The following is a 16569-nucleotide window of genomic DNA, read 5'->3' as shown; positions in this document are numbered from 1 at the left end:
GAGGGAGCCATCATGATTCAAATAGATCCAAGAAGCGCTGCACCAATATATGAACAAATCATTGAGCAGTTAAAAATTCTGTGCTTAAAAGGCGTGATGAAACCAGGTGACAAACTGCCCTCTGTGAGAGAGCTTGCCACCATTATTATTGCGAATCCAAACACCGTCAGCAAAGCGTATAAAGAGCTTGAACGGGAAGGAATTATTGAAACATTAAGAGGCCGTGGAACGTATGTGACAGAAGGTGCACAGTTAAAGCTGAATGAAGGGAAGGTGTTAGAGATGAAGGAGCAATTGAGGCAACTCATTATTGAAGCTCATTATGCCGGTATTGATATTCATCAACTCAAAGAGTGGTTGGAGGAGATCGGCTCAAGTCTAAAAGGAGGAAACCAAGTTGATTGAGGTCAGAAATGTATCAAAGAAATTAAATGGACGTGAAGTACTCAGCAACGTTTCCTTCAAGATAGGCGAAGGAGAGATCTTTGGCCTGCTTGGCCGGAATGGCTCTGGTAAAACAACACTTCTTCGCTTGATTCAGCAAATCCTTCTTCCAGATGAAGGAGAGATTTATTTTAAAGATGTACTCGTAAAAGACCACCCGTTAGTGAAGCAAAATATTGTGTATATGCCAGTCGTAAATCCCTACTTTGACCGGTACAATTATGGACAGCTTGTGAAGCTGTTAAAACAACTGTATCCAAAGTTTGACGTGACATATGCCAATGAGCTTGTGAACCGGTATGAGATTCCGGAAAAAGTGAAATACCGTGAATTGTCGACAGGTTTAAAGAAACAGCTGTCCCTCATTTTAAGTTTTGCCATCAAACCAGCAGTCATTTTGTTAGATGAGCCGACAGATGGGATTGATGCAGTCACAAGAAATGACGTTCTTCAGCTGATGATTGACGAGGTGGCAGAACGACAAACAACGATTTTAATTACATCTCACCGTTTAGAGGATATTGAGCGTATGTGTAACCGAATCGGGTTTTTGGAAGGAAATCAGCTCACAAGTGTTATGGATTTAGATGAATTAAAGAATGACTACGTCAAAATCCAGATGGCATTTGAAGAGGATATGAACTTAAGTATTAGAAAAAAAGGCGTTGCCATTTTAGATCAAGCAGGTGTGTTCTATACAGCACTTGTACTCAAAACAGATGAAGAAGCAAAAGAGTATTTGAAATCGCTTGAACCAAAAGTGTGGCATGAACTGCCTGTAAATTTAGAAGAAGTATTCATTGCAAAGTTTGGAGGGAAACGCAGATGGTAAAGCGGCAATTGTTATATAAGGAATGGAAGCAGTCTGAGCTGACATTCATTTTAGTGATGCTTGTTGCGGTCTTTGCGACGCCATTATCCCTCTTAATGGAGTACTCAACCTTTCAAGATTGTTTGAATAACCGAGACTGTCTAATGGATACAACAACATTCACTTATATTTTTAAGACGGACGCATTTCTCTCACTTTCATGGGTCATGGGAATATTTTTTGCTGTGATTCAGCTAGGATTTGAAAGAAATAAAGGGCAGATGGACTTTACCGTATCCTTGCCGTTTAGTAGAAGTTCCATCTTTCATACAAAGTTTTTCTTAGGTGCAGGAATCATTACAAGTGTTCATGCTGTTTCATACCTTCTCATTTATTTATTAAAATTAGGTCTTGGGCCAATAGAGACACCTGGATTTAACAGTCTTTATGTTTCTGCACTGTTGTCAGCCTTGATGATCTATAGTTTGTTTTTTGCAGCAGGTGCTTTAACAGGGAGTGCTATTTCTCAAGCAATCGTTGGATTTAGTACAGCTATTTTACCTTACTTAGTGATTGGTTTACCAATCCTTCATTTAGATTTTATCTTTAAAACAAGCGGGATGTGGCTGGATAAAATCTTTAATTTCTTGATCACGCCCATTTCCCCCATTACTTATATTACAGCTAACAGTTTTTATCAGGAATATCCGCTTTGGTTCAATGGTGAAGAATACATCGTTCCAATTGTCATGATGTTGCTATTTTACCTTATTGGCTTGTTTAGCTTTATTAAACATCCAATTGAACGAAATGGCCGATTCTTCCTTTATTCAATAATGGATCGCCCAATTCAAATTATGGTGATTGTGTTTGGCGTCTTAGGGTTTGGCTGGGTTGGTTTCTCCTCAGATTCATTAGTTGGATATTTTGTTGGTATGTGCATCGGTGGAGCTGTAGGCGCACTGACGAGTTATTTCTTAATCTATCGAAAAAGATAAACAGAGAGCAGGGGAGTAGAGATGATTCAAATTCAATCGTTAGATCATGTGTTTAAAATTGGGAAAAAGGGCAGGGAGAACGAGATTCCTGTACTCAAAGACATTGACTTGTCTATTAAAAGAGGCGAAATTGCATGTATCGTCGGACGAAGCGGTTCGGGGAAATCAACTTTACTGAATTTAATATCGGGATATATTACGCCAACAAGCGGACAAATTATCGTTGATGGCACCAATGTGACCGGCTTTAATGAGAAAGAATGGGCAGACTTTCGGTTAGATCATTTTGGCTTTATCTTTCAAAGCTTTCAATTGATCGGGAGTTTAACAACATATGAGAACGTTGAACTTCCGCTCACTTTAAAAGGTGTGAAGCCGTCTGAGCGAAAAGTGAAAGTAAAGGAAATGCTGAAACGAGTTGGTCTTGAACATCACGCAGGACATTATCCTAATGAACTGTCAGGTGGACAGCAGCAGCGTGTGAGTATTGCGAGAGCCTTGATCCTTAATCCGTCTATTATTTTAGCAGATGAACCAACAGGCAGTCTGGATTCAGAAACTGAAGGCGAAATTCTAGCCTTTATCCAGCAGCTTAATCGTGAAAAAGGAATTACATTTGTCATCATTACACATGACGATGAAGTCGCTTCAATCGCAGACACAACGTTCCAGCTTCATGATGGTGTATTAAAGAAAGGGGATCAGTCCATTGAAATTTAGAGATCAGGTCAAATTCATCAGAAGAAATATGAAGAAAAATAGATTGCGTGTGTTTATGACCATACTTGCAACGACAATGGCATGCTCTTTCTTAATCGTTCTAGCGTCAGTTGGTTTTGGTCTGCAAAAATCGGCTCAAGATGAAATCATGAAACAACAAATCATCACAGAAATTAAAGTGTTAGGCAAAGAAAAAGGTGACGTCAAGGTTGACGATCTAAAGAAATATGATCATGCGAAATCTGTCGTTGCAAGAACGTCAATCATTCCATCGGTTCACGTCGAGCTCGATAATCGCTCAAGTGATACGCAGGCTGTACTGACAGATATGAAAGAAGAAAAAGAGGCAGGCCTTGAACTAGACCGTGGAAAAGTCCCAACATCGGCGAATGAAATTGTAGTTGGATATCAAATGGCAGAACAACTTTGGACGGAAAAAGAACGAAAAGACTATGAAAAAGAAATGAATCAGACATCAAATGGTGAAGAGACACCGGAAGAGCCAAAAGGCTATACGAAGGAAATTTTAAACAAAGTCATTCAAATCAAGGTGCCAAAACTGAATGAAGAAAATGAAGTGGTGAAAGAAAAGACGTTCGATTTCCGTGTCGTCGGCGTGTTGAAAAAACCGAATTTGGAGTGGCAGCAGGATCATAGAATTCTTATTCCGAATGCTTATGAAAAAGAATTTAGTCAAGTACTGGATCTGTCTCCTGATGCAGGAAATGTCGAAAAAATGACGTCTGTCTATGCTGATAAGTTCGACAATGTCGGTGCGCTCACGGATAAGCTGACAGATGACGGCTATCAAGTCATCTCTGTGACGAATCAGCTTGAAGGAATGGATATGTTCTTTACAGTCTTTAAAATTGGACTCATCTTTGTCGGATGTATTGCGGTCATTATTTCGGCAATCGGCATTTTCAATACGATGACAATGGCCGTAACAGAGCGGACACAAGAGATTGGAATCATGAAAGCCATTGGTGCGAATCCTTCCATTATTAAGCGAATGTTCCTCATGGAAAGTGCTTATATTGGAGTGATTGGATCGATCATCGGGATCATCATCTCGTACATCGTTAGTTTTGCAGTGAATTTAATCATTCCAGCGATTTTGTCTTCCATGTCTGAAGGGGGATCCAGTGATCAATTCTCGATCACCTTCTCCTATATTCCGCTAAGCCTTGTGGTCACAGCAACAGTGATTAGTGCAGGAGTCGCCATTATTTCTGGACTCAATCCAGCACGTAAGGCGACAAAAACGAATGTATTAACAGCATTAAGAAGAGAAATTTAAAGAAGAACCTCCTGTACCTATATTGGGCTGACAGGAGGTTTTTTATCGTCAAAAGATGTCTATTGCTTTGGTGCCCGGTACCCTGCACGCTCAGCTTCTTCTACGGAGCAGAACATTTTGGTCACGTTTTTTGTCCGTGAGTAGTATCTGCTGCTCGGTGTGTGATATATGCCGTTGACACTTCCTTTAATATTACAGGCGGCAGATTCTTTTTTTGTTTCTTTTTGTGACTCATGACCGCCAGTATTCGACCCATCATCTTTAGGAGCAGATCGCTGGGCCGATGACGTGGTGTCTTTGTTTACTTTCTGGTGTTCTTTTTTGAGTGTTTCGTTTGTAGAGGTTAGCTTGTCTATTTTCTCTTCAAGCTCATGGATGGTTTTTTCTTGCTGTTTGACTGTCTTCTTTTCGGAGGTGATGTTTTCTAATTTCTTGGTTAGCTTTTCTTTTTCTTTGGTCACGTCTTCTAAAGAGGCCGTCAGCGTTTCTTTGTCTTCCTTTAGACGAGAAATGTCAGATGCTAATTGTTTTTGCTCTTTCAGCAGCTGTTCAGAAGATGGATCTGCTTGTGCTTTCGGAGCACCTGTGCCGGCAAACGGTAATGACATAATAGAAAAAACAAGACCAATGGTCAAAAAAGGATAGAAGAGTTTTTTTGAAAAGATTTGTTGATTTTGGTGTTTAAGTAATAAGAAATTGACGGCATATCCTATGGCGAAACAAATACATAAAAGACCTATGATGAGTAACATCATCATCTGGCAGCCCCCCTAAATCGCTATTTACACCTATCATACCTCATTTTTCCATTTTGGGGAGCGGTTCAATTAAAAAAACCCTATTTATACAGGGTTTTCAGCTAATGGCAATCCTTTGATTGCTTCTTTTACCGTTAAATAAGTGATCGTACTCTGGAAGTCTGTATCTAAGTCTTTCATTTTCATCGCAAGCTGTGGTTTGATCCCAGTGATGATGAGTTCAGTTCCAGTTAAGTTCAGCAGGTGATGCAGTTTGAAAATTCGCGTTGCAACGGAATCATCGACATCTATTAAACCAGAAAGATCGACAATTAAATAATCATCCTTTGAATCTTCTAATATACAAGTTAACTTCGCGACGATGGCATCAAAGCGTTCTTCTGATAATTTTCCGATGAGTGGAAGAGCGGAAACACCATTTTTGATTGGGACAATTGGCGTCGACAGAGAGGTGACTTCCTGTAAGGAATCTTCTAGGAGTTGTTCATATTCTTTCTGTTTTGTAATATCCTTTTGAAAGCCAATAAAAAATGTTTTGTCATCTTGTTCAATGTATAGAGGATCTATATTGAGTTCATTCCAAAAAAAAGTACCGTCTTTTTTATAATTTTTGAGCTGTGTGGTAATAGGTGTTTTGTTTTGAATTCCGTGACGTATTAAGTCAAGTTGCTCTTGATTTGTGTCTTTTCCTTGGAGGAATCGACAATTACGTCCAAGAATCTCATCTGGTTTGTATCCAGTCATTTGTGTAAAGCCATGATTCACATAAACGATAGGGTTATCCTCTAAAGAAGGGTCTGTAATGACAACACCAATCCGCGCATGATCCAGCGCTTTTTTTATGAGTTCAAGCTGTTTTTGCAAGCCGAAGATGTTCGAGCTGACCATATTACCCTCCTTTGCTGCTACTATCAGACATTTAAGATGGTTTTTTTAAAACCAAATGAATTCTTTTTAAACGTAACATAACATATGTTCTGTTTCAATGATTGCAATCGTTTTGTTAAATTTGTCATCATAGTTTGTCCACCATTAGAATAGAGTAAGTAAGGAGACTTTTCATTAGAAAAAGAAGGAATCATTTGGGAATAATTCATAAAATGACAAAAATAGTTAATATGGATTAGGTGAAAATGATTCCAATGCATCAAGATTGTTTTTGGGTCATTCACATATAATGGAAGAAACAAGCTTTTTTTCTTCGTTAGAGAGAATAGACCTTTTACATGGATTATGACGGAACAGCAGAATGGCATTACAGGGGGCTGGACAGCCTGAAGTCGCTTTACTATTCTAAGGGCTTTAGGAAGGTGATGAAAATGCTGCAACAAGTCATTATTGCTTGCGCCATTGGAGGGGTCATGGGCATTCTCGGTCACGTAAAGAAAAAAGGCAGGCTAGAGAAGCCCAGAATGACAAAGAAGTTTATTTATCTAGGGTTTATTGAAGATTGGCTCGTTGGGATGATTGCTGCTACACTGCTTGTCTTATCCTCAAATCCCGAATCTAGTCTGCACTTGATCATCTTATCCATTATTTCAGGTTACGGAGGAGAAGCAGTTCTGCGAAGCTTCGATTTTGTGAGAGAAGAACGTTCACAGGATGCAGGCTCCAACCGTCATAACCGATCTCCACACGAATAATATCCTCACTTTACCCTAGTCTAGGGTACATTCCCATTGTATACAAACCTGCTTGCACTTATGATCATAATTCTATAAAATACTACTTAGATGACGGTTACGATAAGAACAGTGAAGAGGAGTAGTAGGAAAGCAGTATTTGTCTTTAGAGAATTGACGGCTGGTGAAAGTCAATCAAATCTGCTTCTGAACTCGCCTCAGAGTTGCAGTTGCGTTAAAGCTTCTGTCGCATGTCTGCGTTAAAGATATTAAGTGAGCGTATGAACAGTTCATGACGCTAACAAGGGTGGTACCGCGGGAACCAAAAAATCTCTCGTCCCTTTCCAGGGATGAGGGTTTTTTGTTGATTTTAGAAAAATCTGAATTCTTGCAGTGGTCATCTGAGCAGATAAAGCCGTACATATTAAAGGAGGTTTTCACATTGAGTTTTCAGCATCGGGAAATTGAAAAGAAGTGGCAGGATTATTGGCTGACACATAAAACATTCGCCACATCTGACTCGGAAGATAAACCAAAGTTTTATGCGCTAGATATGTTTCCTTATCCATCAGGAGCAGGGCTTCATGTAGGGCATCCTGAAGGATACACAGCAACGGATATTTTATCACGTATGAAACGTATGCAAGGATACGATGTTCTTCATCCAATGGGATGGGACGCATTTGGTCTTCCAGCGGAACAATATGCGCTGGATACAGGAAATGATCCAGCTGCATTTACAGAAGAGAACATTAATAATTTCCGCCGTCAAATTCAATCATTAGGCTTCTCGTATGATTGGGATCGAGAAATTAACACGACAGATCCGAATTATTATAAATGGACACAGTGGATTTTCTTGAAATTGTACGAAAAAGGATTGGCGTATATTGATGAAGTACCTGTAAACTGGTGCCCAGCACTCGGTACAGTCCTTGCAAATGAAGAAGTCATTGATGGGAAAAGTGAGCGCGGAGGGCATCCTGTTGAAAGACGTCCAATGAAGCAATGGATGCTAAAAATTACAGCATATGCGGACAGGCTGTTAGAAGATTTAGAAGACATTGATTGGCCTGAAAGCATCAAAGATATGCAGCGCAACTGGATTGGACGTTCTGAAGGTGCACATGTTCACTTCGAAGTAGAAGGACATGACGAACAGTTTACGGTATTTACAACACGTCCTGATACACTATTTGGTGCAACATATGCCGTTCTTGCACCAGAGCATGCACTAGTTGAAAAAATTACAACAGCTGCTCAAAAAGAAGCAGTTGAATCATATATCAAAGAAATTCAATCTAAGAGTGACTTAGAGCGGACAGATCTTGCTAAAACGAAAACGGGCATTTTCACAGGTGCTTATGCCATCAATCCATTGAATGGGGAAAAGATGCCGATTTGGATTGCAGATTATGTGTTAGCCACATATGGCACTGGAGCGATCATGGCAGTTCCTGCTCATGATGAGCGTGATTATGAATTCGCCAAAACATTCGATCTTCCAATCAAAGAGGTTGTTGAAGGCGGAGACATTGACAAAGAAGCCTACACAGGTGATGGAAAGCACATCAACTCTGATTTCTTAAACGGCTTAGGGAAAGAAGAAGCAATTGAAAAAGCGATTGCATGGCTAGAAGAACATCAAAAAGGTGAAAAGAAAGTCACTTATCGTTTAAGAGACTGGCTGTTCAGCCGTCAGCGTTACTGGGGAGAGCCAATTCCAATTATTCATTGGGAGGACGGAACATCTTCAGCTGTTTCAGAGGAAGAGCTTCCACTGATTTTGCCTAAGACGACTGAGATTAAGCCAAGCGGAACAGGTGAATCACCTTTAGCAAATATTAAAGACTGGGTTGAGGTTGTAGATCCTGTAACAGGTAAGAAAGGCCGCCGTGAAACGAATACAATGCCGCAATGGGCAGGCAGCTGCTGGTATTTCTTGCGTTATATTGATCCACATAACTCAGAAGAGCTTGCATCTCCTGAAAAGCTAAAGAAATGGCTTCCGGTTGATGTGTATATTGGTGGAGCAGAACATGCTGTGCTTCATCTGCTATATGCACGATTCTGGCATAAATTCTTGTATGATATTGGTGTTGTTCCAACAAAAGAACCGTTCATGAAATTGTTCAACCAAGGAATGATTCTTGGTGAAAATAATGAAAAAATGAGTAAATCAAAAGGGAATGTTGTCAATCCAGATGATATCGTAGAATCTCATGGTGCAGATACATTAAGACTGTATGAAATGTTCATGGGACCTTTAGATGCGTCGATTGCTTGGTCTGAAACAGGTCTTGATGGTGCTCGTCGTTTCCTAGATCGTGTATGGCGTCTGTTTACAAATGAAGATGGCTCCATCAGTGATAAAGTGACAGAGCAATCTGGCGGCGCATTAGAGCGCAGCTACCATGAAACCGTCATGAAGGTAACGGATCATTATGAAGGCTTACGTTTCAATACTGGGATTTCACAATTAATGGTGTTCATCAACGATGCATACAAGGCTGACACACTGCCGAAAGAATATGCAGAAGGCTTTGTGAAACTTCTTTCTCCAATTGCACCGCATGTAGCGGAAGAGCTTTGGAACAAACTTGGTCATGAAGGGTCTATTTCTTATGAAGCATGGCCGCAATATGATGAGTCAAAACTTGTCGATGATGAAGTGGAAATTGTCGTACAGCTAAATGGAAAAGTGAAAGCAAAATTAACGGTTCCTGCTGATGCAACAAAAGAGCAGCTAGAAGAGCTTGCGAAAAATGATGCACGGATAAAAGAACAGCTTGAAGGGAAAACGATCCGTAAAGTGATTGCGGTTCCTGGAAAACTTGTCAATATTGTCGCGAACTAATGAACGCACCCATCGGTATCAGCCGATGGGTGTTGTTTATTTCCCGGGACATAATTTTGTCGAAAACAAGGTGATTCCTCCATCAATCTCGTATTTAACAAGTTGATCAAGAAAATGAGGAGTGACGTCAATGGAAAAGGAAAGCAAACGTGAACAACTGCTCAGTTTATTAGGGGAAATGCCAGAGCGCCATCGTGTGGAGGCGTATACGTTAAAGATTGAGGAACGTGAATCGTACTTATTAGAAACACTCATTCTCTCTATTCATGGGGTGGAGGAAGTTCCGGCTTATTTTGTGAAGCCGAAAGATACAGTGAAAAAAAGGCCTGTTGTCTTGTTCCAGCATTCTCATGGTGGGAATTATGTGGATGGGAAAGAAGAGTTATTGAAGGGGGCTCATTATTTGCAAGCGCCTTCATACGCAAAAGAATTCACTTCAAAAGGCTATAGTGTGTTGGCGATTGATCATGCGGGATTTGGTGAAAGAAGGGGAAGAACAGAAAGTGAAATTTTCAAAGAAATGCTGTTAACAGGAAAAGTGATGTGGGGCATGATGCTGTATGAGAGCATGTGTGCAATTGATTATTTGCTGTCCCGCTCTGATGTGCTCCCAGAGCGTTTAGCTGTTTTTGGGATGTCAATGGGCGGCCTTCTTTCATGGTGGACGGCAGCACTTGATGAGAGGGTCAGTGTGTGTGTGGATCTTTGCGCACAGGTTGATCATCACACATTGATTGAAACAAATCATTTAGATAGACACGGTTTTTACTATTATGTACCGAGCTTAGCTAAGCACTTTACAGCAGCTGACATCCAAGAAATGATTTTCCCAAGACCGCATTTAAGCTTAGTTGGAAAGCATGATCAGCTTACACCTGCTGAAGGTGTTGGACGAATTCAACAGACATTAAGTCAAACCTATCAAGCTGCTTCCTTAAAGGAACGTTATCAGCTTGTAGGTTTACATGCAGGTCATTTTGAAACGGCTGCTATGCGCCACGAGGCTACACGTTTTTTGAAAAAGTGGCTGTAATCAATAGACGGCATGGACATACTACTCCGATAGAAGATGAAGGAGGAAACAGATGAAAAAAATCACCATGATTGGCGGATGTGGTGTCATCGGACGTTTATTAACTAAAGAGCTCTCTTCGGAGTATGACGTGACCATCATTGATCAAACAAGATGTGTAGAAGAAATCATTTTTGCAAATGCGGCAAATGAAGAGGAGTTGTTTCAAGCCATTCCAAGAGATACAGATGTGATCATTCATCTTTTAAACATAGACATGACGCATGATGTGATGAATGAAAAAGAGTTTGCAAAAATGAATGAGGTGTTTTGGATAAGCACATATAATATGTTTCGTTCAGCGGCAAGGTTAAGCATTCCAAAAGTCATTTTTGCAAGCAGTAATCATGTGACAGATCGATATGAAAAAGATGGTCACTCCTTACTAGGGCGAGAAATTACGACTGATGATGTACCAGCAACGAAAAATGTGTATGGCATTTTAAAATTTGCTTCCGAACAGCTTGGGCGTTTGTTTCACGATCAAACAGGTATGTCTGTCATCAATTTGAGAATTGGAACCGTCGTGACAGATGAGATGGAAGGATTGCACACCAAAAAAAGAACGAAACGAACGCTTCTTTCACATGAAGACCTTTTCGGCATGATCAAGGCTGCCATCGAAACGGACGTTCCATTCGGGACTTATTATGCTGTATCAGAAAACGAAGGAAAACCTTGGTCTACTGAGAAAACGAAGCAGGAGTTAGGCTACAGGCCAGATGTCAATACGGCAGAAATTCTGAAAGAAAACGATCAGGCATAGGGCATAATCATGACATTAGCTGATGATCTTTTTCTTTTCATTGATGAGGCTAAAAGCACGAATGGCATGATCATCTCTGTGGTCTGTCATGATGATTATAGACGCTTTCTTCCCACGTTTGTTACATTTTAATCACGATATCGTCAAAGGCTGCAGCATATGTTCAGACGAAATGATAACGCTTACAAAGAAAGGGCGTGATGAACATAGATCGTTCTATTAAAGGCCGATTGTTCAATGTATTTAATTACTCTTTTCTACTCATGTTCGCATTAATATGTGTGCTCCCGTTCATCCATGTCATTGCCGCCTCTTTTGCGACAGTAGAAGAGGTCATCTCAAAGAAGTTTATTTTGTTTCCAACGACGTTTTCTCTAGAGGCCTATCGCTATATCTTTTCTACAGATATTGTGTATCGCAGCCTGATTGTATCCATTCTTGTGACACTCGTTGGAACAGCGGTCAGCATGTTTTTGTCCTCACTTATGGCGTATGGGCTGTCTCGTCAGGAGCTAAAGGGCAGGAGAACCCTCATGTTTCTCGTTGTCTTCACGATGCTGTTTAGCGGAGGGATGATTCCGACGTTTATCGTCGTGAAAACACTAGGGCTGCTTGATACTTACTGGTCACTCATTCTGCCAGTGGCCATCAATGCATTCAATTTGATCATTTTGAAAAATTTCTTTCAAAACATTCCGGCAAGCCTTGAAGAATCAGCGAAGATGGACGGCTGTAACGACTTAGGGATCTTCTTTAAAATCGTGTTGCCACTTTCTTTGCCAGCTATTGCGACGATTTCACTTTTTTATGCCGTGACGTATTGGAATACGTACATGACAGCCATTTTATATTTAAACGATTCAGTGAAATGGCCGATTCAGGTCCTGTTAAGACAAATCGTCATTGTATCAAGCGGTATGCAAGGAGATATGTCAGATATGGGCTCATCAACACCGCCGCCAGACCAAACCATTAAAATGGCGGTCATCGTCGTGGCGACCATTCCCGTTCTGCTTGTCTATCCATTTATTCAAAAGCATTTCAACAAAGGGGCATTACTAGGTTCTGTAAAGGGTTAAAAAGATGGAATAACGGAGGGATCTTATGGGGAGAAAGAAATTATGGCTGATTGCCTTTGTTTTGTTATTTGCCGCAAGCGGTATTCTGTCAGCTTGTTCAAGTAAAGGAGCAAGCTCATCAGATGAAAAGGTTGATTTAGACAAAAAGGTGAAACTGACATGGATGGCGATTTTGTATCATCAGCAGCCGCCAAAAGATTCAGTGTTAGAAGAGATTGAGAAGCTTACAAATACAGAGCTTGATATTACGTGGGTGCCTGATGCGGTGAAAGAAGACCGTTTAAATTCAGCACTTGCCGCAGGGAACCTCCCGCAAATTGTGACGATTCAAGACATTAAGAATTCATCTGCTATCAATGCGTTCAGATCAGGCATGTTCTGGGAAATCGGTCCATACTTAAAGGATTATCCAAATTTAAGTAAGATGAACGAACTGATTAATAAAAATGCCTCTATCGATGGGAAGCTTTATGGCATTTATAGAGAGAGACCACTTTCAAGACAAGGGATTGTCATTCGAAAGGATTGGCTTGAAAATTTAAATTTGGATACACCAAAAACGCTAGATGACCTTTATGAAGTAGCCAAGGCATTTACTGAAAAAGATCCGAACAAAAATGGCAAGGACGATACAATTGGTTTTACAGACCGTAACGATTTGATTTACGGTGCATTTAAAACGCTTGGTTCTTATGAAGGAATGCCAACAGATTGGAAAGAAGAAGACGGCAAATTTACGCCAGACTTTATGACAGATGAGTATATGAATACAATGAAATATATGAAAAAGCTGCGTGACAACGGCTATATAAACAAAGACTTCCCAGTCACAAGCAAAACGCAGCAGCAAGAATTATTTTCACAAGGAAAAGCGGGCATCTATGTTGGAAATATGGTAGATGCAGTGAACTTAAGAGATGATGCAACAGATAAGAACATGGAAGTGGATATTATCAACCGAATCAAAGGCCCAGATGGCAAAGAACGTGTATGGGCATCAGGCGGCCATAATGGCATCTTCGCTTTCCCTAAAACAAGCGTCAAATCAGAAGCAGAGTTAAAGAGAATTTTGGCTTTCTTTGACCGCATTGCAGAAGAAGACGTGTATGGTCTCATGACATACGGGATTGATGGAAAGCATTATAACAAACAAGATGGAAATACATTTGTGAGGGAAGAAAGCCAAGTGAAAAGCTGGCAGACAGATGTACAGCCACTTGTCAGCCTCGTAGGGATTGATAAACGTTACTTGAAAAATAAAGGCGATGCAGTTCGTACAAAATATGAAGAGCTAGAAGAAGACAATAAAAACATCATTGTCGCTAACCCTGCTGAAAGCCTGTATTCAGAAACAGCATCAGAGCGAGGAAATGAATTGAAGAAAATCATCGATGATGCGACCTATAAGTTCATTCTTGGTGATATCAACGAAGAACAATTTAAGAAAGATGTAGAGAAGTGGAAATCAAATGGTGGAAATAAAATCATAGAAGAATATGAAGCTTCCTTTAAAAAATCAAAATGATGAACATGAAGACCCCCGCTTAGTAAAAAGCAAGCGGGGGTGTTTTCACTAAAAGTCGAAGTTGTCTGGATCAGGACCAATTCGTTTATTTTCATTTAAGGCAGACAGGCGCTTCATATCCTCATCAGATAGGACAAAATCGAAAATATCGGCATTTTCTTTTAAACGATGGGCTTTCGTTGATTTAGGAATCGTAATGACGCCTTTTTGCACATCCCAGCGCAAAATAATTTGAGCAGGTGTTTTGCTGTATGTGCCCGCAAGCTCCGTGATCAGCGGGTGGTGCAGCAGCTCTCCCTGCATAAGTGGTGACCAGGCTTCCATTTGGATGCCATGTGTTTTCAAATACGTAAACAGCGTTTCCTGCGTGAGTTTTGGATGAAACTCGACTTGATTAATCGCTGGAATGATGTCCGCATCTTTCAATAATTCATCTAGATGATGCGGCTGGAAGTTACTCACACCGATGGCTCTGACTTTTCCTTCACGGTACAGCGTTTCAAGTGCGCGCCATGCTTCCTTGTATTTCCCTTCAACTGGCCAGTGAATTAAATACAGATCAAGGTAATCAAGCTGAAGTTTTTTCAGGCTGTCTTCGTATGCTTTTAGTGTCGCTTCATATCCTAAATCGGCATTCCACACTTTGGATGTCACAAAGATATCTTCGCGGCGAAGGCCTGTTTCTGCTAGACCAAGTTGTATGCCTCGTCCAACACCTTCTTCATTGCCGTAAATAGAAGCTGTATCAATACTGCGATATCCTAATTGAATGGCTGTTTTAACAGCTTCAATTAATTCCGTTCCCTCTTCAACCTGAAAGACCCCAAGACCAAATCCTGGCATGCGGACCCCGTTGTTTAATGTTTTTGTACTTTGTAAATTGTTCATATGAAAGACTCCTTTACATGGTTTGTTTGTATTCTTTTTGTTCGATTTGATGACTCACCATTGTGAGTAAGGCAGCCATGAGCACCATGATGCCGCCAACCCAGCCGGTATGCACAAGCCCAAGGGTATCTGTCACGATGCCGCCTAAAAATGAACCAATGGCGATACCTGCATTAAAGGCAGCGATATTCAGAGCGGAAGCAACATCGACAGCTCCAGGTGTATACCTTTCTGCAAAATCAACGACGGCAACTTGAAGACCGGGTACATTCATGAAAGCAAACAGTCCCATCAGCATCACAGTTCCAATCCCGAGTGTCATAAATCCAGCAGTAAAGCTAAGGATAAACAAGATGAGACTTTGAATGATAAACATATAAATGAGTGCTTTCATTGGCTGTTTATTCGCTGCTTTTCCGCCAATGACATTCCCAGCGGCGATGGTCATCCCGTATAACAGCAGGATCAAGGCAACTGTTCCAGGCGCAAGACCTGTCACATGCTGCAAGAGAGGGGATAAATAGGTGAAGACGACAAAAGTTCCTCCATACCCTGTAGCAGTAATGACAAATAAAAGCAACATTCTTTTCGTCTTTAATAAGGCTGCTTGATCCTTAAACGTTGTTTTCACGCCCTGTTTCAATTGAGACGGAACAAGGAAATAGTTAGAAATTAGTGCGATTAGGCCAATCATGACAATTACACCAAATGACGTCCGCCAGCCGAGCTCATGACCAAGAAACGTACCGAATGGCACACCGGTCACAGTAGCGACCGTTAAACCAGTGAACATAAAGGCAATAGCGCTTGCCCGCTTTTCTTTCACCACAAGGCTTGCGGCAATGGTTGAGCCAATCGACATAAATACGCCATGTGATAGGGCTGAAATCACTCGTCCGATTAAGATTACAGAAAAAGTCGGGGCAATCGTGGCGAGTGTATTTCCGATCAAAAAGACGAGCATAATGAGCAAAAGCAATGTCTTTTTTTTCATCGTTGACGTAAGTGAGGTTAGAATTGGTGCGCCAAAAGTAACACCGAGCGCATATAAAGAAACGGTCCAGCCGGCCTGACTGACACTCACGCCAAAGTCCTCTGATATCATCGGCAGAAGACCTACAGAGATAAATTCAGTTGTACCTATAGCAAATGCACTAATCGCTAGTGCGAGAAGGGCAAAGTGATTTTGTTTGTTTTGCATCGTGATTCACATCCTTCTTTCATGACATTTTAATAGACGAAGCCGATCGGCAAGAGTTATTATCTAACATAGATGACAGAAAAAAAAGTACGTACTTTTTTGTAATATAGGTACTAAAAAGTGCCTGTACAGCATCAAAAGGAGTGAAGCGACGTTGGAAAAGAAGAAATATAATATCTCTGTGGAGGCAACGCTTGAAGTGATCGGTGGGAAATGGAAGTGTGTCATCTTATGTCATTTAACACATGGGAAAAAGCGGACGAGTGAACTGAAGCGCCTCATGCCAAATATCACGCAAAAAATGCTCACACAGCAGCTGAGAGAGCTTGAAAATGATGGTGTGATTAACCGCATTGTATATGAACAAGTGCCGCCCAAAGTGGAATATGAATTAAGTGAATATGGACAGTCACTTGAGCGAATTTTGAATGCGTTATGTGATTGGGGGGCAGCCCATATTGAACGAGTGTATGGCGAGCCGCTTTCAGTGCTGGAAGACAGTATCCTAAATGAACAGTTTAAATAAAA

At 40.8% G+C, this 16569-nt stretch carries 16 protein-coding genes and 1 other annotated feature; of the genes, 12 read left to right on the top strand and 4 right to left on the bottom strand.

The features are described from left to right. The first annotated feature begins 12 nt into the window (after positions 1-12). Genes ACNO7B_RS13770 through ACNO7B_RS13750 form a run of 5 tightly spaced genes read left to right on the top strand, consistent with a single transcriptional unit; the run spans position 13 to position 4273 of the window. Positions 13-405, top strand: coding sequence for a GntR family transcriptional regulator (locus ACNO7B_RS13770; RefSeq protein ID WP_017358353.1), 393 nt, complete (start codon positions 13-15; stop codon positions 403-405). Further along, positions 398-1276, top strand: coding sequence for an ATP-binding cassette domain-containing protein (locus ACNO7B_RS13765; RefSeq protein ID WP_007501894.1), 879 nt, complete (start codon positions 398-400; stop codon positions 1274-1276). The genes ACNO7B_RS13770 and ACNO7B_RS13765 overlap by 8 nt, the downstream gene beginning before the upstream one ends. Next, positions 1270-2253 carry an ABC transporter ATP-binding protein gene (locus ACNO7B_RS13760; RefSeq protein WP_417901622.1) on the top strand — a complete coding sequence of 328 codons (984 nt, stop codon included), beginning with the start codon at positions 1270-1272 and terminating at the stop codon, positions 2251-2253. Before ACNO7B_RS13765 ends, ACNO7B_RS13760 begins: the two co-directional genes overlap by 7 nt. A 21-nt stretch (positions 2254-2274) precedes the next feature. After that, positions 2275-2973: an ABC transporter ATP-binding protein gene (locus ACNO7B_RS13755; protein WP_017367892.1), complete on the top strand. Its 699-nt coding sequence runs from the start codon at positions 2275-2277 to the stop codon at positions 2971-2973. Continuing rightward, positions 2963-4273 carry an ABC transporter permease gene (locus ACNO7B_RS13750; RefSeq protein WP_410684964.1) on the top strand — a complete coding sequence of 437 codons (1311 nt, stop codon included), beginning with the start codon at positions 2963-2965 and terminating at the stop codon, positions 4271-4273. The genes ACNO7B_RS13755 and ACNO7B_RS13750 overlap by 11 nt, the downstream gene beginning before the upstream one ends. Positions 4274-4332: 59 nt before the next feature. Here ACNO7B_RS13750 and ACNO7B_RS13745 read toward each other — a convergent pair whose 3' ends face one another. Further along, positions 4333-5031 (bottom strand): hypothetical protein, encoded by a 699-nt coding sequence (locus ACNO7B_RS13745; RefSeq protein WP_410684965.1) that lies wholly within the window; start codon positions 5029-5031, stop codon positions 4333-4335. Positions 5032-5115: 84 nt separating this feature from the next. Further along, positions 5116-5919, bottom strand: coding sequence for a PAS domain-containing protein (locus ACNO7B_RS13740; protein ID WP_019743696.1), 804 nt, complete (start codon positions 5917-5919; stop codon positions 5116-5118). 425 nt (positions 5920-6344) lie between these two features. Here ACNO7B_RS13740 and ACNO7B_RS13735 point away from each other — a divergent pair, with 425 nt between their 5' ends. From ACNO7B_RS13735 to ACNO7B_RS13710, 6 genes are all read left to right on the top strand, one after another. Next, on the top strand, positions 6345-6674 hold the full coding sequence (locus tag ACNO7B_RS13735) for a DUF4257 domain-containing protein (protein WP_008343006.1): 330 nt from the start codon (positions 6345-6347) through the stop codon (positions 6672-6674). 102 nt (positions 6675-6776) lie between these two features. Next, positions 6777-6998, top strand: a binding site (T-box leader). A 97-nt stretch (positions 6999-7095) separates the two neighbouring features. Continuing rightward, positions 7096-9510, top strand: a complete 2415-nt coding sequence (leuS, locus tag ACNO7B_RS13730) for a leucine--tRNA ligase (protein ID WP_417901621.1) — start codon at positions 7096-7098, stop codon at positions 9508-9510. 130 nt (positions 9511-9640) lie between these two features. Beyond that, positions 9641-10543, top strand: coding sequence for a dienelactone hydrolase family protein (locus ACNO7B_RS13725; protein ID WP_410684968.1), 903 nt, complete (start codon positions 9641-9643; stop codon positions 10541-10543). 52 nt (positions 10544-10595) lie between these two features. Further along, complete coding sequence (locus tag ACNO7B_RS13720) at positions 10596-11348, top strand: NAD-dependent epimerase/dehydratase family protein (protein ID WP_417901620.1); 753 nt, start codon at positions 10596-10598, stop codon at positions 11346-11348. Positions 11349-11566: 218 nt separating this feature from the next. After that, a complete protein-coding gene (locus ACNO7B_RS13715; RefSeq protein WP_098680761.1) occupies positions 11567-12427 on the top strand; it encodes a carbohydrate ABC transporter permease in 861 nt (286 codons plus the stop codon). Positions 12428-12452: 25 nt separating this feature from the next. Continuing rightward, positions 12453-13952 (top strand): extracellular solute-binding protein, encoded by a 1500-nt coding sequence (locus ACNO7B_RS13710; protein WP_148780139.1) that lies wholly within the window; start codon positions 12453-12455, stop codon positions 13950-13952. A gap of 48 nt (positions 13953-14000) precedes the next feature. On the opposite strand, the gene ACNO7B_RS13705 is transcribed toward ACNO7B_RS13710, so the two are convergent. Both ACNO7B_RS13705 and ACNO7B_RS13700 read right to left on the bottom strand, forming a co-directional pair. Continuing rightward, positions 14001-14840: an aldo/keto reductase gene (locus tag ACNO7B_RS13705; protein WP_396485151.1), complete on the bottom strand. Its 840-nt coding sequence runs from the start codon at positions 14838-14840 to the stop codon at positions 14001-14003. Between the two features lie 13 nt (positions 14841-14853). Then, the gene (locus ACNO7B_RS13700) at positions 14854-16041 is read right to left on the bottom strand and encodes an MFS transporter (protein ID WP_046527554.1); all 1188 of its coding nucleotides are present in this window, start codon (positions 16039-16041) and stop codon (positions 14854-14856) included. Between the two features lie 154 nt (positions 16042-16195). Between ACNO7B_RS13700 and ACNO7B_RS13695 the strand changes: the two genes are divergently transcribed. Continuing rightward, the gene (locus ACNO7B_RS13695) at positions 16196-16567 is read left to right on the top strand and encodes a winged helix-turn-helix transcriptional regulator (protein ID WP_008343017.1); all 372 of its coding nucleotides are present in this window, start codon (positions 16196-16198) and stop codon (positions 16565-16567) included. The last annotated feature ends 2 nt before the right edge of the window (positions 16568-16569 follow it).

Origin of the sequence: Bacillus sp. AK25 (assembly GCF_048270685.1) — a bacterium.
Classification (GTDB): Bacteria; Bacillota; Bacilli; order Bacillales; family Bacillaceae; genus Bacillus; species Bacillus altitudinis.
The sequence above is the reverse complement of the archived record's forward strand: the minus strand, read 5'-3'. Positions and strand labels throughout refer to the sequence as shown.

Coding starts and splice junctions, on each gene's coding strand:
- ACNO7B_RS13770 (WP_017358353.1), top strand. CDS start 13: ATGATTCAAATAGATCCAAGAAGCGCTGCACCAATATATGAACAAATC.
- ACNO7B_RS13720 (WP_417901620.1), top strand. CDS start 10,596: ATGAAAAAAATCACCATGATTGGCGGATGTGGTGTCATCGGACGTTTA.
- ACNO7B_RS13735 (WP_008343006.1), top strand. CDS start 6,345: ATGAAAATGCTGCAACAAGTCATTATTGCTTGCGCCATTGGAGGGGTC.
- ACNO7B_RS13755 (WP_017367892.1), top strand. CDS start 2,275: ATGATTCAAATTCAATCGTTAGATCATGTGTTTAAAATTGGGAAAAAG.
- ACNO7B_RS13740 (WP_019743696.1), bottom strand. CDS start 5,919: ATGGTCAGCTCGAACATCTTCGGCTTGCAAAAACAGCTTGAACTCATA.
- ACNO7B_RS13745 (WP_410684965.1), bottom strand. CDS start 5,031: ATGATGATGTTACTCATCATAGGTCTTTTATGTATTTGTTTCGCCATA.
- ACNO7B_RS13760 (WP_417901622.1), top strand. CDS start 1,270: ATGGTAAAGCGGCAATTGTTATATAAGGAATGGAAGCAGTCTGAGCTG.
- ACNO7B_RS13705 (WP_396485151.1), bottom strand. CDS start 14,840: ATGAACAATTTACAAAGTACAAAAACATTAAACAACGGGGTCCGCATG.
- ACNO7B_RS13700 (WP_046527554.1), bottom strand. CDS start 16,041: ATGCAAAACAAACAAAATCACTTTGCCCTTCTCGCACTAGCGATTAGT.
- ACNO7B_RS13710 (WP_148780139.1), top strand. CDS start 12,453: ATGGGGAGAAAGAAATTATGGCTGATTGCCTTTGTTTTGTTATTTGCC.
- ACNO7B_RS13725 (WP_410684968.1), top strand. CDS start 9,641: ATGGAAAAGGAAAGCAAACGTGAACAACTGCTCAGTTTATTAGGGGAA.